Raw genomic sequence first — 20501 nt, 5'->3', positions numbered from 1 at the left:
ACTGAAACAGGCTGGCAGGAGCACTTTGGGTAGCCAATCCGAGCTATTGGCGACTGAAACAGGCTGGTGGGAGCACTTTGGGTAGCTAATGAAAGTTATTAGCGACTGAAGTTGGTTGGCAGGAGCATCTTGGGTAGCCAATGAAAGCTATTGGCGACTGAAACAGGCTGGTGGTAGCACTTTGGGTAGCCAATCCAAGTTATTGGCGACTGAAGCTGGTTGGTGGTAGCACTTTGGGTAGCCAATCCAAGTTATTGGCGACTGAAGTTGGTTGAAAGGAGTACCCTGAGTAGCTAATGAGATTATTAGTTGACCAAATTTATTTGAAAGAACAAAACCTCATAACTATAACAATTCTCGCTTGAATCCACACTATAAATCACATCTAATTTACATCCCCCCCATAAAACTTTTTTTATTGTGATTTACTCCAAGATTTCTTTTGTAAAAAAACAATAAAAACACTATTAAACCTTGGTAATATAATAAAAATTACACACTATTTAAAAATCGTATGCATTGCATTGTTAATCCATTGTTAGCACTTCTGAGGTCGCGTGGGCAATATCAAGGTCGAAAAATACTTCAATGGCAAATGTCTTTTGGTCTCTTTCTGCAAGACGAGGTAAGAAAAAAGCTTTACAGGCTATAGCACACAAAGTTCTCAGGATTATTTATACTTTGTTTCTTAATAAGCAACACTCCTCTGAGCCACGTCAAGCTGGTTAGACGATCTGAAGACTTTCCACAACTATACTCAGTCAAGGTTGTGATTTTTTTAAAAATTGAAGTCACACACTTTATTTACTATTGTCTTTTTTCAAAAATGCCACGTTTAAAAGGGTTTCATCCCCATGATCTCAGGACCATCCATTTAAATAGCACACGTTTCGGAACTAAATTAAAACCCTTTATCAAGTGCTCGTCCAATCTATTTTCACAGAAAAGCGTAGCGCCTTGGTCAGCCTCAGGCATAGCATAAGACGCTCCTGAATAGAAGGCGTTCTTTGCCTTCAATTTAGGAGTGGCTGTAGACCATCGAGTGACGTGGCTGCTTGCGCTGGACAATTCTCAAAGTCGGAAACATATAAATTCTGATATTATAAAAAAATTTAACTAACAGCTTAACTCACATAGAGCTGATTTTATATGTGGGTTTCCCGGAACGCTTTTGGTACTTTTTTTACCAGCACTTTCATTGTTTCCGGGTGACACACCAGCCCATGAAGCTAAATGCCTAGATGTAGGAAACTGATTCATATCCCTTCCAATTTCCGCAATAATACAGGCTGCAGTATGGTCTTTTACTCCCGGTATGGATAATAGAATCTCCTTTTCTTCCTGATAAGAAGTAAGAATTGCCTCAATTCGTGTTTCTAGCTCTTGAATTGATTTTTCCAAGTACTCTATGTGGTTCCATGAGCTTTTGATCATGAACATTTGATGTGCATTTAATGTTCCAAAAAGAGATTCAGAAATGGTTTCAGCCTTCTTACGAAGTGAATGGTGTATATTTGCATCGACATCAGCTTTATCAAGATACCCTTGTTTTACTAGTTGATTTAACAGGTTGCGTCCTGAAACACCGAAAATATCAGAGATAACAGAACCAAGTTTAATGTTAGAACACTCAAGTACTTTCGAAATTCTATTTTTTTCCGAAGTTAAGTTACCAATCCATTTCTTCCGTAATCGAGTTAAATCACGTAATTCTCGGAGGTCTTGAGAGGGAACAAAGCTCTTTTCAATTAAACCATAACGAAGAAGTTTGGCAATCCATTCTGCATCAGAAACATCAGTCTTACGACCCGGAACATTTTTGATTCGTTGGGCATTGGCAATCGTAATGTCAAAATATCCTTCAAGGATATTATAGACTGGTTTCCAATAGATGCCTGTACTTTCCATGGCAATGTGGGTGATTTCCTTTTCCTCTAACCATTTCAACAAATCAAAAAGGCTTTTGGTTAAGGTTGAAAAAGACTTGATTTCTTTTTGGGTGACTTCATCACTAGAGCCAGTTAAAGCACAGACCACAATCTCCTTCTGATGAACATCCATTCCAGCACAATGAGTTAATAAAATATCCATATATAACAACCTCCATGATAGTTGTCTATGGAAAGTGGAATAGGCTTGGTCAAACAGCATTTTTCTGTACGTGATCATCTTCAAGAATGGAAGAGTCGACATAGGGGTGTACACAAGGCAAATTCTAAACAGTTTCTTATACAGGGTAGAGCCACCACAAAAGCGCACGTAAAAGTTACTTTCCATAGCATTTATCAGTATGGAAAAATGGACAAAAAAGTAAAACCCCGGTATAGATTAATTTTCATGCTGGGGTGTGAGTGTACAAATCATGTGAGTTTCTTATTAGCTATGGGAAGGAATCAGATAGAGGAGAAAAATAGATCTAGATATCAATGGCTGCATTGGATTATTTGCTGGGTATATCGATAAGCAGTATAGATTTCCTCTTTTGCGAAGAAAATAAACCAAATTACCAAATTTTTAAGGGTACAAGCAATCTATTTAACAGGTTATGATTAATTTCGTTGAAAACATTATATGAAAATATCAATCTGTTAAATAGGAGCTGATGTAATTGAAAAAATACTTCGTCACAACTGTTGCAGCTTTAGGGATTTTCGCTGCACATCATTCTCATCATGCAAATGCCGAGGGGACTACATATAAGGTCCAGCCGGGAGATTCACTTTGGAAAATCGCAGCAGCAAATCATCTGTCTGTTCAAAATCTTATGCAATATAATCATTTGTCATCATCGACAATCTTTGCTGGTCAAGAACTTTCCTTAACCAGTCCTCAATCAGTGAACAAACAGTCATCTGCATACACTGTAAAATCCGGCGACAGCCTGTCCTTAATTGCAAAAAAATATCATACAACGACAGCTGAATTAAAATCTGCTAACCATTTGGCTTCTGATTTAATTTTTGTCGGGCAGGTTTTAGAAATACCAAATAAAACCGTGGATCAGGCTCCAGACACAATGGCGTCCAGCAGAGAATATACAGTAAAGTCTGGTGACAGTTTATCGGTTATCGCAAAAGTTTATCGTACAACCGTAGAAGATATTAAAACGGTAAACCATTTAACTTCTGATTTAATCAAGGTTGGCCAGGTGTTAAAAATTCCAAATGCCTCTTCTTCCGGCCACCAGCCAATCACCAGCCAAACACCTAAATCCTACACCGTAAAATCAGGGGATTCCTTATCTGTCATTGCGAAAATCTATGGACTTACTGTCACACAATTAAAGGCCTATAACCAATTATCAGGTGATACCATTTATGTTGGACAAGTTCTAAAGCTGACTTCTGATGGTCCGTCAGTTTCAGAGCCAAAGGCACCGAAAGCTGCCTCTTCATTTAATGCAGATGCATTAATTACAGAGGCAAAGAAATACATTGGGGTCCCATATGTATGGGGCGGCAGTACACCATCAGGCTTTGACTGTTCAGGCTTTTTGAATTATGTATATACGAAACTAGGAATATCTGTTCCAAGAACTGTTGCGGCATTTTGGGCTGCAGGAACCTCTGTTTCAATACCGCAAAAGGGTGATATTGTCTATTTTAATACTACTGGCGGTCCTTCACATGCGGGTATTTATATAGGAGGCAATCAATTTATTCATGCTGGTACAAGCACAGGTGTAACTATTTCAGACATGAATAATTCATACTGGAAACCTCGTTATTTAGGGGCGAAATCTGTCAGGTAAAATGGAAGGACGGCCACCATCTTTAATCAAGAAAGATGGTGGCCGTCCTTATTTCTTTATACAATCAGAATGTTGAAATGCCCAGCCCAAGCAGCTGCGCCCCTTGAGGTCAAGTAACCTTCTGCCCTTAAAGTCAAAAACCAGACTTTTAGGACAGAAGATCATTTGCTATGCCGAAGGCTGACCACTTAGGAATGCTGCTAAGAATAATCATCGCAGCACAAGCTGTACTTGTTCCGAGGCCGTCTTGCCTTGCGCTTTTTTCATTAAAATGCCCAGTCACCGTTGCGGAAGATTGGGACAACCGTGCCATCTTGTTTAATACCGTCAATGTTCATTTTGTCAGAGCCAATCATGAAGTCGACGTGTACGGTGGACGTGTTCATACCGTTTTTTAATAATTCCTCTTCACTCATTTTGGTACCACCTTGGATAGTGGTTGGATAGGCTGCACCGATTGCTAAGTGATTGGATGCATTCTCGTCAAATAGGGTGTTGAAGAAAATGATACCAGATTGAGAAATGGGTGATGGGTCTGGCACAAGTGCGACTTCACCCAAGCCTGTGCCGCCTTCATTGTCAAACACCAGCTTCTTAATCGCTTCATCGCCTTTTTCAGCGGAAATATCAACAATCTTTCCATCTTTAAAGTGTACTTCAATGCCTTCAATTAATGTGCCGGCATAGCTTAATGGCTTCGTGCTGCGTACAACACCGTCCATCCGGTGTGTATCAGGAGCGCTGAATACTTCTTCTGTCGGCATATTCGCAATGAACTCTTCACCCTTTGGATTATAACTTTCTGCACAAGCCCAAATATGATTTTTCGGAAGCCCTAAAGTTAAATCTGTTCCAGGTGCCGTATAGTGCAGGGCATCAAATTGGATTTCATTTAATTTTGCCGCTTTTTCATTTAATGTCTTTTTATGTTCATCCCAAGCAGCAATTGGGTCATCCTCATAAACCCGGCAGGTTTTAAAAATTTGATCCCATAAGGCATCAACTTGTTCTTCAGAAGTAGAGAGATTCGGGAATACCTTCGCTGCCCATCCGGCACCTGCTGCTGCAGCGACCGTCCATTTCAGATCATCATTTTGGGTTGCGGTTCGCTGTGCTTTAAAAGCCTTACCAGCAATATTTTGATATGCAGCAACCTTTGCGGGATCTGCTTCATTAAGCAGCCCCGGGTCACTGGAGATGATGGACAATCGGCTGACGCGGTGATTTAAGACATGATCTTCAGATTCTTGAATTTCATAATCAGGAATATTGGTTAATACTTCTGTAGGCTGATGCAGGTAATGCATCTTTGTAATTTCATCATCAGACCATTTCACGATCACCTTTTCTGCACCTAAGGCATATGCTTCCTTAGTGACTAAGCGGGCTAAGGGAGCTTGATCAACATTAATGGTCATTTTTACCCAATCACCAGGCTGGACATTAATTCCTTTTGCTGCTAAGAGTTTTGCGTATTTTTTTAAGTTTTCTTCAAAATGAGGTAACACCATTTTTCATGCCTCCAAAATTTGTCTTTACCATATTATAGTAGCATAGTTCTCTATAGATACGCTTTTATCCCGCATTAACGGGGGGAGTAAAACACCTGCTTCAAGAGCAAACAGGATGTATAAGCGGAGGATGGAGGAAAACCCCAAAACCTTGCTGATTTACCATCACTTAATTCCTCACAGACTTTCTCTAACATTAGTTAATCGCTTCTAAAAAGGCCGAAACACTTTTGGTCATATTTATCGCTTCTTCGGAATTGCTTTTTGCCCCAAGAAGTTTGGTAATTTCCCGATGGGTTAATGTTTTACTTGTAAATGTTTGTACTATATTGCCGGCCTTTTCTGCCATTGTTACATATTTAGCAGTGGAATTCTTTTTAGGGCCTACTAGAAGCACTGGCGGCAAATGCTGTTGATTGCTATAGGTGATCGGGGATGCTGCTGCCCACCCTTGTCGATTATATCCAAAGACAGGTTTATATTTCTTGTTTCTCGGAATAAATTCCTCTAGATCAATCGGTCCATCTAGATTTACAACCGATTTTACCGCTGCCTGAGAAAGGCCGGCTTGGTTTAAAAAGTTCGGGTTCGTGGTAATAAGTGTGACCAAATGGCCTCCAGCGGAATGGCCCATTAAATTAATTCTAGTTTTATCTATATGATATTGTTCTGCGTGATCATAGACCCATTTAACGGCAGAGGAGACATCTTGGGCCATTTGAGTGTATGGTACTTTAGGAGAGAGGCGGTAATTGACCGAAACAAAGACATATCCTTTATTGGTGAAAAAGGAAGGCTTACCAGCAACATTACTTTTATCTCCCCTCATCCATCCTCCGCCATGTACATAAACAATAACAGGATACACTCTGCCGCTCTCAATATGAGGTGAATAGATATCCAGCTTTTGTTTAGAACCATCCCCATATGAAAGATTCATCTGTTTGAATTCTTTACCCAAAGCCTGTGGATGGCCGGATAAAATAGTGATAAGAAGAATGGACAGTAACATAATAAATCGAAAAAATCCCATCTTAATATACTTCAAACATATCACCCTTTCTTTTCTTTTAGAATGTCCTAAAAAGGAATGTTTATCCTGTATTAACGGGCAGTAAGATAACGCTGATTGGGACTCCGATTTATCAGAAATTTCTTTCCTTAGTCCCAAATCCATAATTGTCAAATAAATTCCCCTATGTTAAAATAAAGAGTAGCTATTAATCTATGATTTGATAATTTCATATTTTTATTTTATAGGAGGAGTCTGTCACCAAGGGATACCTATGTCCCTTGGTGACAGGCTCCTTTTTTATATTTTTTTAAAATTAAAAGGGGGAAATTGCATAATGATCATTGGTTTATCTATCATCTTGCTGCTCGTACTACTCTTGCCATTTACAAAATTTGTCGAGCGTAACTTGGAAGTATTTTTATTTATCATGGGAATTTCTGCTGTATTGGTAAGCCAGGTGTTTTCTTGGCCGCTTGTGAAGGAAGCTCTTGTTCACCCAATCAGCATTACGCTGGCTGTGTTATTTGCGGGTCTCTTGTTCCGCTGGTTCCAAAGTCCTATTGAAAAAGGAATTGTATGGATTAGCAATGTTATGCCTTATCGCTTGTTCATCGCACTGTTTGTCATTATCCTTGGGCTGCTTTCAAGTATAATTACCGCTATTATTGCAGCGATTATTCTTGTGGCTGTAGTCAGTGTTTTACGGCTTGATCGAAAGTCTGAGATTAAATTAATTGTCTTAGCCTGTTTTGCCATCGGTTTGGGTGCTGTGTTAACGCCAATTGGTGAACCTCTCTCCACTATTGTGGTAAGCAAATTAAATGAGGATTTCTTTTATCTATTTAAATTAGTAGGTATGTCTGTCGTCCCTGCTGTCATTATTTTTGGGATTGTTGCCGCATTTGTAGTAAAGCCTCGAAATAAATTCGATACTAGTAAGGCAGAAATTGCTGCTGGGATGGAGCTTGAGGAGTCATCTGCAGAAATCCAGGAAGCGGATACAAATAAGGAAGTTCATTCAGAGAAAGAGTCTTACGGAGAAATTGTGATCCGCAGTTTAAAGATTTACTTGTTTGTTATGGCTTTGACGTTCTTAGGTGCAGGATTCGAGCCGTTTATTGAAGCCTATTTACTTGATTTGAGTCCACTGGTGATGTATTGGATTAACATGGTTTCAGCCATATTGGATAATGCCACATTGGCGGCCGCAGAAATCAGCCCTGCTATGAATGATGAAACCATTAAAGATATTTTGATGGGACTTCTGATCAGCGGCGGTATGTTAATACCTGGAAATATACCAAACATTATTGCTGCAGGTAAATTAAAAATTACCAGCGGTGAATATGCACGCTTTGCCTTCCCAATTGGTTTAGCTGCGATGGTCATCTACTTTGCTATCATTCTTGTCATCTAAAAAAAAGGTTCTATTTCTCCTTAATGGGAGGAATAGAACCTTTTTTTAAGTGAATTTTTTAACCTGTATTAATCTTCAGTACGCTCACTCAAGGTACATCATTTTCCGCGTCATACCGCCGTCCACCACAAGATTAATGCCTGTTACAAAGTTATTTTCCCTAGCGGTCAAATAAAGACAAGCCCGTGCAATATCATCTGGTCTGCCGACACGCCCTGATAGATGCTGTTCATGATCCGCTTTACTTAACGTTGAATAATCTCCTGTTTCAATCCACCCCGGGGAGATGGCATTAACCGTAATCTGATCTTGACTAAAAGAAGCTGCCAGTGCATGAGTGATTGCGACAATTCCACCTTTTGTTGCTGCATAGGATTCAGAATGCGGCTCTGACATAATGGCTCTTGTTGAAGCAATATTCACTATGGAGCCGCCATCCTTGTTTTGACGCATATATTTCGCAGCTTCTCTAGATCCAAGGAAGACGCTTCGTAAATTGGTGTTCATCACATCATCCCATTCCTCGATTCCCAGTTCAAAAGGCGATTTAAACACTGCCTTCCCAGCATTATTGATTAAAATATCAATCTGGCCATAGGTGTGATGCGCTGTTTCCATTAGATTGACGATATCTTCTTCCTTTCTTACATCTGTTTTCACAAAAACAGCCTTGCCGTTTTGCTCATTAATCAGTTTGGCAGTTTGAGCGCCTGCCTTTTCATCAATATCTGCCGCAATGATATTGGCTCCCTTTTTACCATAAAGAAGTGCAATTCCTTTCCCGATTCCGTTGCCGGCACCTGTGATAATCACCGTTTTATTTATAAAATCCATTGCATTTTACACATCCTTCCTGTTTTATAAAATAACATATCGGTGGATTTCCCATCCAGTTTCCGTTCATGAAAAAGGGTTAGTCGTGGCTGAAAATTCTATCTAGCCATGCTAACCCTTTTAGCTTTATCTGTTTTTACTTACCTTTTTATCTTTTTCTACTAATACAATCAATCCAGGCAGCAGGATGCCTCTAATTAAGAAGGTGTCAAGCAGGATTCCAACCGCCACAATAAAGCCGAAGACAAACAATAACTGGATCGGCTGTGTCATTAAGACGGCAAAAGTGGCTGCCAGGATTAGGCCGGCAGAGGAGATAACCCCGCCTGTATTCTTAACGGCAATTTCCACTGCTTCTCTGACGGGATGATTTGCTCTTTCCTCCTGAAACCTTGAGATGAGCATGATATTGTAGTCAATTCCCAAAGCAACGAGAAAGACAAAGGCATAAAGGGGAACGCGGTCACTGATGGTATCAATGCCGAAAAATAGATTACTTAGGAAAGTTCCCAATCCCAATGCAGCAAAAAATGAAATCAGAATCGTTCCCATCATATAAATTGGCATTTTAATCGATTTTGTTAAAACAATTAACAAAATGAAGATCAAAATGGTCTCCAGCGTCACAATGACTTTCACATCCCGGTTGTTGACAATGCGGTCATCTACCAAAGATGCAGTTTCACCTGAAAAATAAAGGCTGCCATTAATCTGGCTGTCCGAGATAATCTGCCCCTCATGATTGATTATTTTTCCAAGCGCATCAATGGTCTTAATCGAGTAGGGGTTATCGTTAAACGTCAAGGTATAATGAAGTACCATATTGTCTTCCGTTTTGCCGCCTAAGCGGACATTGCTGACATGCGGCTGTTTTGCGAGTATTTTTCTTAATTGTTCCTGCTGGCTGGCAGAAACGGCGCTTTTAGATTCAAATACAACCGTTGTCGGAGCGAGATCACCGCTTTCAAACCTTTGTGCTAAAATTTCATATCCTTGACGGGATGGCATATCTTTAGGAAATGACTTCATCGTGTCATATTCATATTGCAAATTAAATAGATTGCTTGCCGATAGTAATAGGAAAATACCAATAATCACGACGGAAAGTCCCGGTTTTTTGGCAACGAATCGGCCAATATTCCCCCAAAAGACATGCTTGCTGGCATATTCCTGGCCAACATGCGGTACTTTCGGCCAAAAGGATTTCCTGCCAAACAGGGTAAATAAAGCAGGAATAAGCGTAATCGATGCAGCCATGATGACGAGCATGGCAGTGGCAAACGTTGGTGCAAAGTTTCGATAGTCGCCAAATTGAGCAAAAAATAAGACCAGCATAGCGGCTAAAACTGTTCCGCCTGAAAAGAAGACAGGCATTCCTGTTTCCCGCATTGCTTCTTTCATGGCATGGAACTTATTCTCATGATTGGTAAGCTCTTCACGATACCTTGAAAAGACAAATAAGGAATAATCAATCATAGCAGCAAATAATAAAATCGACATAATCGATAATGTCTGATTACTTAATGCAAGTCCCGCTTTACCCATGATACCGAGAATTTGATTCACTGCTTCATAGACAAATACAGCTGAAAGAAGTGGAATCAAAGCTAACAAAGGTGATCGGTAAATCACAATTAATAAGATTAAAATTAAACCGACTGTGGATAAAATAAGGACGACATCTGCCCTAGAGAAAAGATCAAGGGAGTCCGTGGCAATCCCAGCAGGTCCGGTAACATGTAATTTATAATCCGTCACGTCCGCCGCCGTTTTCTTAATCTTGTCTAAAGAATTCTTCAGTTCCTTCGTTTCAAGAGAAGCATCAAAGGTTAACGGAATTAGGGCCGTTGATTTATCATCTGACAAAAACCCTGCGGCTGCCTGAGGAGGGAGAGAGGCAATCGGGATGATTTGATCAATCCCTTTGACAGCCTTCACTTTTTCTAAAACCTCGCCAATCTTGTTTAATTCCACTTCTCCATCTTTAGATTGAAAAACTAAGATAGCAGGCGTTCCTTCATTATTAGGAAAGTAATGGTCCATCTTTTTTTGCGCAATAACAGACTTTGCATCATCCGGCAGGGAATCAATCCGGGAAACTTCATAGTCCTTTGCACTTGGAGCAAATACAGCTAATACGATTGTGACCACGAGCCAGGCGCAAAGCGTCAGCCACATTCCCTTTCTAGTGGAAACACGGTCGGTAATAGTTTGCAAGAATGATTTCATCTTTGCTATACCCCTTTCTTTTATAGAAAATCCAAAGTAACACATCCGTCACTTTAGGGAAAATAAAATGACACTGTTGTCACTATTATTATCTTTTAAAGTAACACAAGTGTCAATTTACTAATCTGTGAACATCCCGTGGCAAATAATCTCTTTAATAGAGCTGGCCCACTCAGAATGTGGTATACCGGAATGATTGGGAATGGCAACAGATTGAAAAATATATCCTAAAATTAAATTATTCGGAAGGTGGCGTTTTAATTTCCCTTCTTTTTTTCCTAATTCAATGAATCCCTGTAAGTACTGGTACATATCGGAATGGAGCGTTTTAAATTTATCCTGGTAGCCTGGCAGCTGCTGGCCGATTTTAATCAGTTTTTGAATATCAGAATAGCTGAATATAAGATTTAATAAGAAATGAAATTGCGCTTCAAATCCCTGATGCTGATTGATTTTTTTTAATTTAAGAAGAAATTGATCCATTTCATAAAAGATAAAGTTTGTGATGAGCTCTTCCTTATTTTCATAATATTTATAGATTGCACCGCGGGATACCTTTAGATTGTCAGCCAAAAGACCAAATGTAAATCCTTCATAGCCTTGGTGTAGAAGCAGCTGTTTTGTTGCCTCGAATAATTCATCAGTGGTAAATTTACGTTCACGAGCCATACTCTCACCTCCATTCCATTATAAATGAAGATACTTAAGAAAAACACTTGAGTTATTTTTTTGCCCATTTGTTGGGATTTATATGGAAATAGCTGTTATTATATTTAAAAGAGTTAAAAGCAGGTCAAAGTATTAAGGGGGGAGGGCATTGTCGAATTACAGGGGGAGGCCCAAATTAAACATACCCAAGTCTAAGAGAGAATGGATTTGGGACATTTCAGGATACTTATGTTACATTGGATCCATTATTCTCCTGCTGGCTGTATGGAGAATGCTTCCGGATGAAGTACCTGGACATTATAATGCAGCTGGAGAAGTGGACCGTTGGGGATCAAAATGGGAGCTTCTTCTTTTTCCGTTCATTAGTGCTTTTATCCTGATATTAATGTCCGTTCTAGAAAAATTCCCCGAAGCACACAATTATCCACAGCGACTAAATGAATCTAATGCGGAACAATTCTATATTCACAGCCGCAAAGTGCTGAATCAAATTAAAAACATCTGCCTCATTATCTTCTCGTTGGTTGAATATGAATCTATTTCTATTGCATTAGGCTGGGGAAGCGGCTTTGGTCAATGGTTTTTGCCAATCATAATTATTGGAACGGGTATTCCGATTGTATTAGGAATGATAAATCAAAGGCGAATCAGATAGTTTCGTTGTTTAGTATTGAAAGCGGGGATTGAATTTTGCTTTTTATAAAAGGGGACCGGAGGTGAGAGGAAATGAATAAGAAAATAGATAAACTTCAAATATATATGGACCATTTGGCTTCTCACAATTATTTTAATGGATCTGTACTTGTCGCACATAAAGGAGAAGTTTTACTAAAAAAGGGATATGGGATGGCATCGTTTCAGTATGGCGTTCCCAATACATCCTCTATCAAATTCCGCATCGGTTCATTAACAAAGGCCTTTACGGCGATGGCTATTATGGTTCTTCATGGACAGGGGAAATTGGATATAGATGATTCAATTGAAAGGATCCTTCCTGATTATCCAAACGGCGCAATCATGACAGTGCGGCATTTATTAAACCATGCCTCAGGGATTCCAAGCTTTACTTCAACACCAGACTATTGGCAGACGGCCATGAGATTACCCTGGGCGCTAACAAAAGTCATTCTCTCCTTTAAAGACCTTCCGCTTGAATTTGAACCAGGCACAAAGATGGACTATAGTAACTCTGGCTATTTGCTGCTAACGGCTATTGTTGAACAGGTATCCGGCTGTTCCTATGCTGATTTTTTAAAAAAGGCCATTCTTGATCCACTGGGATTAGAAGAAACTGGAGTAGACAACGGCCGGACAATCATCAGGGAACTGGCTTCAGGCCACACGGTATGGGGTGATGTAATTCATACTGAATTTGTTGATATGTCCTTTCCACTCGGTGCCTATGGGATGTATTCAACGGTGGAAGATTTATATACATGGTGTCAGGCACTCATGAATGGCACCTTGGTTAGTGATGTGTTGATGAAGCAAATGTTTACCGGAGTGAATGGGTATGGGTTTGGCTGGTTTATAGAAAATCGTGTTCCAAAGGCGATCAGTCATTTTGGCGATATCAATGGTTTTGTTCATCACCTGATGATGATACCTGATGAGGAACTTGTGGTGATGGCGTTAAGTAATATCAATATCACTCCGGTTAACCAAATAACAAGCGATCTGATGAAGATTGCTTTAGGGAAAGAGATGGCGGGATTTGAGCCGTTTAAAGTGTTGGAGCTCCAAGCTGACAACCTTGCCGGCCGTTATCAAAATGGGGATGTCATCATTACGATTGGGGTTGATCAGGGGCTGTATACGATTGTTCCAAAAATGTACGGGGTTCCTTATAAGTTCAGACTGTTTCCTGTGAAGGCTGATATGGATACAGTTATTTGTAAGAGTGACTACATTCATGATACGTACTGTTTTAAAATGGACCAGATGAGGCGACCGCTTTCGGTTGAATTGACAGATGCCGAGGGTGTTACAGCAGTGTACAAAAGGTGTACGGAAAAGGTGCTTTAAGCGCGCTTTCAAGTACACCTTTTTTGGCTTTTATTTGTCCTTCTCCATATATTTTTTAATCTTTTTTTCCTCCCACTCCGCTCCAAAATGTCCATAGGCAAAAGTGGTAATCCCATGCACCAATAGCCCGATTCCCCAGCCGCTGAGCGGATAAATAAACCACCAATTATCAGCACCGGAAGTTAGGTTGATGACAAATAGCATAATGTTGACTAACACATAAACCGTTAAATGAAGATAAAAGGACTTTAAATTTTGCACTCTTTTTTTGGCTCTTAGGTATTTTTCATTGTCTTCCATTCTCGATCGCCCCCTAATTGGCCTATTTAATCCAATTTATGCTGTTTTGTTGGGAAAAAGAATGAGGGGCTTATGTGGAGTCGTGTCTAGGTGTTCGAACGGTCAAGTATTTTCTGGTTTCGGTAAAGTAGGGGACGTCTAGGTGCCCGAACGGTCATGGAATTTCAGAATTCGGTAAAGTAGAGGCTGTCTAGGTGCCCGAACGGTCATGGAATTTCAGAATTCGGTAAAGTAGAGGCTGTCTAGGTGCCCGAACGGTCATGAAATTTCAGAATTCGGTAAAGTAGTAGGCATCTAGGTGACCGACCGGCTGAGTATTTTCCGTTTTCGGTAAAGTAGAAGACGTCTAGCTGCCCGAACAGCATTGATTAACCCGATTTCAGTAACATAGAACCCCAGTACGTGCCTGTCATCAACTTTCCTTTTACAATCTCAGCTTCATAACTTAAAAGTCACATCGTAATAACAATAAATCCGCAATTCATTGACTTGAGAACACACCAAAATAAATAGTAGTATAAGATAAACAAGTTAGAAAGGCAGGGATAGACATGTTAGCTGTAATTGAAAAAGCAGAAGGTGGTTACACTGCACGCTTTGAGCGTCATCTGAAACATTCCGTTGAAGAAGTTTGGTCCTGGCTGACTGAAAACGAAAAGCTTGCTCAATGGTTTAATGAACTCCGCGTTGGAGACCTTCAAAAAGGCGGTTATATGAAGTTCAACATGCCGGATGGTACATTTGAGGAACTTTCCATTTATGAACTGGAAGCGAATGCAGTGCTGGAGTTTTCCTGGTGGGCGGACACGGTTTGTTTTGAGTTATCACAAGAGTCAGCAGGCTGCCAATTGATCATGTTTGAAAAGCTTGCAGAAATAACGGACCACACGCCAAAAGACCTGGCTGGATGGCATGTTTGCCTTGATGTGATTGAAGCCTTAATGGATGGCCGGACCATCGAGAGGATGGAAGAGTGGAAAAAGTGGTATGAAAAATATAAGGAAGCAGCCGGCCGATTAACACAAAGCCAATGAACCCGCTCGTAAAACCATTTCAATTAAACGTTTGTTTGAAAAATTAAGTTCCCCAAAAAAGTGGTCATTCTTTCATTAATCCCGCAGCACCTTTATAATAGAATCAATCCGATTTAGAAGGGAGCCCCTTTAATGCGGTATTTATTTCTATTGATCGTCGTTATACCTGCAGCGGAAATAGCAGTTTTACTTTTATCAGGAAAAACAATAGGTATTTGGCCGACAATATTGCTTATTTTAGCAACGGGAGTCATTGGCGCTTACCTAGCAAAGAGGGAAGGATTGCAAACAATCCGCAGAGCACAGGAGCAAATGAGCCATGGACAAATTCCCGGCGAGGCAGTTTTAGACGGAATCTGTATTTTAGTTGGCGGTGTCTTGCTATTGACACCTGGTTTTATAACAGATATAACCGGCTTTTTATTACTTTTTCCGCCAACCAGAAAAGTCTTCAAACTATTGATGATGAATTCCATCAGAAAAAGAATTGAGCAGGGAAATATAAAAATTATAAAGTAAAAACACGTACCAGCCTTCTACATAGAAAGTTGGTATTTTTTGTGAACAGAAAGGGATTTATCGGGAATCTCAAGAATATATAAAAAAGGGGCAGCTATGCCCAATTTTGAGAGGAGGTTTTACATAATGTCTAAAAAGGTATTAATGATCACAGGGGATGCTGTTGAGGCACTGGAAGTTTATTATCCGTATTATCGCTGCCTGGAAGAAGGTTATGAAGTAACTATTGCAGCACCATCAAAAAAGAAACTGCAAACCGTTGTTCACGATTTCATCGGCTGGGATACGTATACCGAAAGCAAAGGATATTTAATCGATTCTCAAGCAGCCTTCGAGGACATCAATCCAGAGGAATATGATGGCTTGATTATTCCTGGGGGAAGAGCACCAGAATACATTCGTTTAAATGAAAATGTACCAAGAATAGTGGCACATTTCTTTGAAGCTAATAAACCAGTCGGGGCAATCTGCCATGCCAGCCTCGTATTCACAACGGTCCGCCAATATTTAGAAGGCCGTGAGCTGACCGCCTATATCGCCTGCAAACCAGATGTGGAAGCATGTGGTGCAACTTATATTGAAAATCCGCTGCATGTTGAAGGGAACCTAATCTCAGGCCATGCTTGGCCAGATCTGCCTGGGTTTATGAGAGAATTTATAAAACAGCTAAATCAATAGGATGTTAGGAAGCATACTGCTAATCTGATAGCAGTATGCTTTTTTTTCACAAAGGGGCCTTTTGGGCAAAACAACTTTTTGAGATTAAGTATTTAAAAAAGGTCCTCCGCAAATTGTTCTTCTGATATCACTTGAAATCCATTTCTTTTTAGTAAAGATGAAGTAACTCCGTTTCCCGCGATTTTCTTACCATTGAATTCACCATTATAAATCATCGAACTCCCGCAGGATGGACTATTCTCTTTTAGAACAACTAGTGTTGCATTCATATTTTTAGCCATTTCTAAAGCGGCATAAGCTCCTTTAAGATATAGTTCAGTTACATCTTCTCCAGATTTCTCTATAACCTTAGCCCTTCCTTCCAGTACATCTTCTCCGTCTCCTCCAATTATTTCGGCAGGTTCCCTTGGGGTTGGAAATCCTCCGAGCAATTCTGGGCAGACTGTAACAGCTTTATTTTCCTCAATTAATTTTAAAATCCTATCATCTAAACTATGTGTACCGTTATATCTTACTTTTAAACCTGCTAAACAAGAACTGACTAAAATCATGAGCTCCCTCCAAAATAATTAAGTCGAAACTCTCTATCTATAAATTTTAACATAAATATCCAGCCAGTCATTCCGTAAAATGAATGGCACTTATCCTTGAAATAATTGGTAATGTCTATTGACGTGCAGCTTTGTATTAGTGTACTATCTAACTAGAACACTAATACAAAGTAATAGGAGGCTGTGATATGTCAGCTTTTAAAGGTTTGTTGAAAAAGGACTTTGGCATTTCAAAGTTTTGGTTCCTTTTTTGGCTTATTTTCCTTTTAACATTATTGATCATACCGCTTGGAATGGAGATCTACTTTCATATGCCGCTGTCCTTTCTTCCTATGGCTGTCATTCTTTTACTTGGAGGACACGTATTTTTCCTGCCGGCCATGTTATTGTCCTTACTCCATTTGGAAGGGAAGACACAGTTATGGCTGTATAATCCGCAAACGAGTAAAGTATTATTTTTATCGAAAATCACGGTTAGTTTCGTTTACCAAGTGATTTCCCAAGTGTTGTTAACCGGAGTCGGTTTAACTATTTATCAATTTTACAAAAATCAATTTTTTATTGAGGTCTCTACCTTATTTAAAGGAATACTGGTATTAAATGCCGGCCTGCTTTTGATTGCTTTATACATGTCCTGCTGGGCATTGTTTTATTGGACTATTTACCACTCTTTAGGAAAGTTCCCGGCAGTTAAAAATTGGCGCTGGCTTGTGGTCCTCATTTTATTTTTTGTCTTAAATACGATTTCAACCCTTATAGCCAAGGTGGAATTCATAAAGGAAATCGTAAATAAATGGACGATACCGGTACTAATGAATACAAATTTTAATTACAAACAGGGAGGATGGGAAATCAATCTGAATGCTGCAGAAATACCACTGGCCGGAATCATTGTGTATGTCATTACAGCATTTTGTTTATTTCTGATTTCTTGTTGGCTGCTCGACAGAAAAGTTGAGGTGTAACTTCGATGGCAAAGGACTTTCAATCATCTAAACCAATATATATCCAAATAGCTGATCATCTATCTTCTCAAATTGTAAGAGGAGAAATGAGGGCAGGAGAAAAACTGCCATCTGTCCGTGAAATGGCAATCCAATCAGGTGTTAATCCGAATACAATTCAAAGGACCTACAGTGAGATGGAAAGGATGGGAATCGTGGAAACAAGGCGGGGGCAGGGAACTTTCGTAACGGAAAATGAACAGGTGCTAAAAGATTTAAAAAGCCGTTTGCAAACAGATATTATTCACAGTTTTGTACAAAACATGAAAGATCTTGGCTATTCCCAAGAGGAAATGATTACTGGCTTAGAACAGTACCTTAGGAGGGAGCAAGAGTGACCGTTCAGTTAAGCAATGTAACGAAACGATATGGAAGAGATTTTTCCTTGAAAAATGTTTCCCTTTCATTTGAGAAAGGGAAGATTTATGGACTGCTCGGTCCAAATGGCAGCGGGAAGTCAACGACATTAAAAATGATAGCAGGATTGGTCTATCCAAGCTCCGGCAAGGTTGAGGTGGATACCGAGGAGGTTTCAAGGCAAACTTGCAAAAAAGTGGCTTATTTAACGGAACTTGATATGTTTTATCCATCATTTACTGTTGGAAAAATGATTGACTTCTATGCATCACAATTTGAAGACTTTAATTCCAAGAAGGCAGGGCAGCTTTTACTGGATATGAAACTTGACCGGAACAAAAAAATTAAACAATTGTCTAAAGGAAACCGCGGCAGGTTAAAGCTGGTTCTGGCATTATCAAGGGAATCGCCGGTTTTGCTATTAGATGAACCCTTTTCCGGACTTGACCCGATGGTTCGCGATTCGATTGTGAAAAGCCTATTATCGTACATTAATTTTGAAGAACAAACTGTCATTATTGCTACGCATGAAATTGATGAAATTGAACCGCTCTTAGATGAAGCCATTGTGATTTTCCATGGGGATATCATCGGGCAGAAAAATGTAGAAACTCTTAGAGAGGAAGAAGGGCTGTCTGTACTAGAATGGTTAAAATCTGCTATGGCAGAAAGGGAGAGGATTGAAAATGAGTAGTCCAGTAGTGGAATTAAAAAATGTAACAAAAGTCATTAAGGGGAAAAAAATCATTGATGATTTGAGCTTCACGATTGAAGAAGGAGAAGTATTTGGCTTTTTAGGACCAAATGGGGCAGGAAAAACAACGACCATCCGGATGATGGTTGGCTTAATGGGAATCAGTTCCGGGGAGATCTTGATTTGCGGTAAGAATGTGAAAAAGGAATTTGAGGATGCTCTTCAAAATATTGGCGGGATTGTTGAAAATCCCGAGTTATATAAATTTTTAACCGGGTATCAAAATTTAATGCAATATGCCCGGATGGTAAAAGGGATTTCAAAACAAAAAATAGATGAAGTTGTGGAATTCGTAGGTTTAAAGGATCGGATTCACGATAAAGTTAAGACCTATTCACTTGGAATGAGGCAGCGCTTAGGATTGGCCCAAAGTCTGCTTCATGATCCAAAGGTGATGATTCTGGATGAGCCAACCAATGGTTTGGACCCTGCTGGAATCAGAGAGATTCGGGACCATTTGAAAAAGCTGACGAAAGAAAAAGGAATGTCTGTCATCGTTTCAAGCCACTTACTGTCTGAAATGGAAATGATGTGTGACCGTATCGCGATTATCCAGAATGGAAGACTCGTTGATATTCAAAAGGTACATGATTATGTGCAGGAAAGTAAGCAGAAATATTTCTTCGAAGTGGAGATGAAGAACATTGCTTCTCTCCAAACCAGCGGCATAGACTTTGAAAAGGTGGAAAATGGGATAGAAATAGAGATGGAAAAAGATGAGGTGCCAAATATGATTCAATTATTAATAGAAAAAGGGATCCGTATTTTTGAAGTAAAACCAATTTCCAAAACATTGGAGGACCGTTTTATAGAAGTCACAACACAGGGAGAAAAGCTCCATGCATAAACTTATTATGAATGAATGGATTAAAATATTTAAACGTCCGGGTACTTTTGTAATGATTGGACTGCTTATTCTCAGTGTTCTTGCCACAGGGGTTTTAACAAAGATGTATGGTAATCATCCTAAAACTGATCATACTCAGTGGGAACAACAGGTAAGCCAGGAAATAAAACAGGACCAAAAACAAATAAGTGAACTGCCGCCAACGGCCGTAAATGTTAAGAAAAATTTAGAAAGAAAAGCGGCGGTTAATCAATACCGTTTAGATCATAAAATCCCACCCGTTAATGGGACAACAGGGTGGACATTTATTAATGACAGCTCTGGTCTTATTTCGTTTGCCGGTTTATTTACGATTATCATTGCGGCCGGTATTGTGGCAAGTGAATTTGGCTGGGGGACGGTTAAGCTGCTGTTAATCCGGCCAATCAAAAGATATAAAATACTATTCTCTAAATATATGACAGTTATTTTATTTGACCTTTTCATGCTGGCTGTCTTATTTGTCAGTGCAGCAGTTTTAGGATTTGCGTTATTTGGAACAGGTGATGGAAATAATGTACATCTTGCTTATTCAAATGGGACTGTCGTTGAACAAAATATGCTCCTTTATTTAATAAAGACCTATTTATTAACGTCCATTGATGTCATTATGATTACCACTATGGCTTTTATGATTTCCGCTGTTTTTAGAAATAGTTCCTTGGCAGTTGGGTTATCCATTTTCCTTTTATTAATGGGGGGAACGGTGACATCGCTGATTGCATCCCGATATGATTGGGCAAAGTATATTTTATTTGCCAACACCGACTTAACCCAATACTTTGATGGAGTGCCATTAGTAGAAGGGATGACAGCAGGATTTTCTATTGTCATGTTATTGATTTACTTTTTCGTCTTTCAACTCTTGGCCTTTGGGATTTTTACAAAAAGGGATGTGGCGGCGTGAATGGAGGGGTATTCCTTAGGGAATGCCTCTTTTTTTAAAATCGCTTTGTTATTAATGTCT

General features: G+C 39.6%; 20 protein-coding genes. 12 read left to right on the top strand and 8 right to left on the bottom strand.

Annotation, left to right across the window (positions count from 1 at the left end):
- Positions 1-1116: 1116 nt before the first annotated feature.
- Positions 1117-2091: an IS110 family RNA-guided transposase gene (locus tag M3183_RS21685; RefSeq protein WP_251472899.1), complete on the bottom strand. Its 975-nt coding sequence runs from the start codon at positions 2089-2091 to the stop codon at positions 1117-1119.
- Positions 2092-2764: 673 nt separating this feature from the next.
- Here M3183_RS21685 and M3183_RS21680 point away from each other — a divergent pair.
- Positions 2765-3751: a C40 family peptidase gene (locus tag M3183_RS21680; RefSeq protein ID WP_464514143.1), complete on the top strand. Its 987-nt coding sequence runs from the start codon at positions 2765-2767 to the stop codon at positions 3749-3751.
- A 266-nt stretch (positions 3752-4017) separates the two neighbouring features.
- Here the strand turns inward: M3183_RS21680 and M3183_RS21675 are convergent, their stop codons facing one another.
- The gene (locus tag M3183_RS21675) at positions 4018-5262 is read right to left on the bottom strand and encodes an aminopeptidase (RefSeq protein WP_251472894.1); all 1245 of its coding nucleotides are present in this window, start codon (positions 5260-5262) and stop codon (positions 4018-4020) included.
- A gap of 196 nt (positions 5263-5458) precedes the next feature.
- Positions 5459-6310, bottom strand: coding sequence for an alpha/beta hydrolase (locus M3183_RS21670; RefSeq protein WP_251472891.1), 852 nt, complete (start codon positions 6308-6310; stop codon positions 5459-5461).
- Positions 6311-6611: 301 nt separating this feature from the next.
- On the opposite strand from M3183_RS21670, the gene M3183_RS21665 reads away from it, so the two are divergent.
- The gene (locus M3183_RS21665; protein ID WP_251472889.1) at positions 6612-7694 is read left to right on the top strand and encodes a DUF1646 family protein; all 1083 of its coding nucleotides are present in this window, start codon (positions 6612-6614) and stop codon (positions 7692-7694) included.
- Positions 7695-7778: 84 nt separating this feature from the next.
- Here the strand turns inward: M3183_RS21665 and M3183_RS21660 are convergent, their stop codons facing one another.
- From M3183_RS21660 to M3183_RS21650, 3 genes are all read right to left on the bottom strand, one after another.
- Positions 7779-8528: a glucose 1-dehydrogenase gene (locus tag M3183_RS21660; protein ID WP_251472887.1), complete on the bottom strand. Its 750-nt coding sequence runs from the start codon at positions 8526-8528 to the stop codon at positions 7779-7781.
- Positions 8529-8654: 126 nt separating this feature from the next.
- On the bottom strand, positions 8655-10757 hold the full coding sequence (locus tag M3183_RS21655; RefSeq protein ID WP_251472885.1) for an MMPL family transporter: 2103 nt from the start codon (positions 10755-10757) through the stop codon (positions 8655-8657).
- Positions 10758-10877: 120 nt separating this feature from the next.
- Entirely contained in the window at positions 10878-11426 is a 549-nt protein-coding gene (locus tag M3183_RS21650; RefSeq protein WP_251472883.1) for a TetR/AcrR family transcriptional regulator, read from the bottom strand.
- A 148-nt stretch (positions 11427-11574) separates the two neighbouring features.
- Between M3183_RS21650 and M3183_RS21645 the strand changes: the two genes are divergently transcribed.
- Together M3183_RS21645 and M3183_RS21640 are read left to right on the top strand one after the other, a co-directional pair.
- Positions 11575-12081, top strand: a complete 507-nt coding sequence (locus tag M3183_RS21645; protein WP_251472882.1) for a DUF1648 domain-containing protein — start codon at positions 11575-11577, stop codon at positions 12079-12081.
- A gap of 71 nt (positions 12082-12152) precedes the next feature.
- A complete protein-coding gene (locus tag M3183_RS21640; RefSeq protein ID WP_251472881.1) occupies positions 12153-13451 on the top strand; it encodes a serine hydrolase domain-containing protein in 1299 nt (432 codons plus the stop codon).
- Positions 13452-13481: 30 nt separating this feature from the next.
- Here the strand turns inward: M3183_RS21640 and M3183_RS21635 are convergent, their stop codons facing one another.
- Entirely contained in the window at positions 13482-13751 is a 270-nt protein-coding gene (locus M3183_RS21635) for a 2TM domain-containing protein (protein WP_251472880.1), read from the bottom strand.
- A 551-nt stretch (positions 13752-14302) separates the two neighbouring features.
- Here M3183_RS21635 and M3183_RS21630 point away from each other — a divergent pair.
- The 3 genes from M3183_RS21630 (at position 14303) to M3183_RS21620 (ending at position 15982) form a co-directional block, all read left to right on the top strand.
- The gene (locus M3183_RS21630; protein ID WP_251472879.1) at positions 14303-14785 is read left to right on the top strand and encodes an SRPBCC family protein; all 483 of its coding nucleotides are present in this window, start codon (positions 14303-14305) and stop codon (positions 14783-14785) included.
- A 132-nt stretch (positions 14786-14917) separates the two neighbouring features.
- A complete protein-coding gene (locus M3183_RS21625; RefSeq protein WP_251472878.1) occupies positions 14918-15304 on the top strand; it encodes an FxsA family protein in 387 nt (128 codons plus the stop codon).
- A gap of 126 nt (positions 15305-15430) precedes the next feature.
- A complete protein-coding gene (locus M3183_RS21620; RefSeq protein ID WP_251472876.1) occupies positions 15431-15982 on the top strand; it encodes a DJ-1/PfpI family protein in 552 nt (183 codons plus the stop codon).
- Positions 15983-16074: 92 nt separating this feature from the next.
- Here the strand turns inward: M3183_RS21620 and M3183_RS21615 are convergent, their stop codons facing one another.
- Positions 16075-16533: a 2-thiouracil desulfurase family protein gene (locus M3183_RS21615; RefSeq protein WP_251472875.1), complete on the bottom strand. Its 459-nt coding sequence runs from the start codon at positions 16531-16533 to the stop codon at positions 16075-16077.
- Positions 16534-16721: 188 nt separating this feature from the next.
- Here M3183_RS21615 and M3183_RS21610 point away from each other — a divergent pair, with 188 nt between their 5' ends.
- From M3183_RS21610 to M3183_RS21590, 5 genes are read left to right on the top strand one after another with little or no spacing between them, the layout of a single operon-like run.
- Complete coding sequence (locus tag M3183_RS21610) at positions 16722-17498, top strand: hypothetical protein (protein WP_251472872.1); 777 nt, start codon at positions 16722-16724, stop codon at positions 17496-17498.
- 5 nt (positions 17499-17503) lie between these two features.
- Positions 17504-17875: a GntR family transcriptional regulator gene (locus tag M3183_RS21605; RefSeq protein WP_251472869.1), complete on the top strand. Its 372-nt coding sequence runs from the start codon at positions 17504-17506 to the stop codon at positions 17873-17875.
- The gene (locus M3183_RS21600) at positions 17872-18588 is read left to right on the top strand and encodes an ABC transporter ATP-binding protein (RefSeq protein WP_251472866.1); all 717 of its coding nucleotides are present in this window, start codon (positions 17872-17874) and stop codon (positions 18586-18588) included. The genes M3183_RS21605 and M3183_RS21600 overlap by 4 nt, the downstream gene beginning before the upstream one ends.
- Complete coding sequence (locus M3183_RS21595) at positions 18581-19495, top strand: ABC transporter ATP-binding protein (RefSeq protein ID WP_251472864.1); 915 nt, start codon at positions 18581-18583, stop codon at positions 19493-19495. The genes M3183_RS21600 and M3183_RS21595 overlap by 8 nt, the downstream gene beginning before the upstream one ends.
- The gene (locus M3183_RS21590; RefSeq protein WP_251472862.1) at positions 19488-20441 is read left to right on the top strand and encodes an ABC transporter permease; all 954 of its coding nucleotides are present in this window, start codon (positions 19488-19490) and stop codon (positions 20439-20441) included. Before M3183_RS21595 ends, M3183_RS21590 begins: the two co-directional genes overlap by 8 nt.
- The last annotated feature ends 60 nt before the right edge of the window (positions 20442-20501 follow it).

Source organism: Neobacillus mesonae (genome assembly GCF_023715155.1).
Classification (GTDB): domain Bacteria; phylum Bacillota; class Bacilli; order Bacillales; family Cytobacillaceae; genus Neobacillus; species Neobacillus mesonae_A.
Note: the sequence above shows the minus strand (reverse complement) of the source record. Positions and strands in the feature narration are given on the sequence as shown.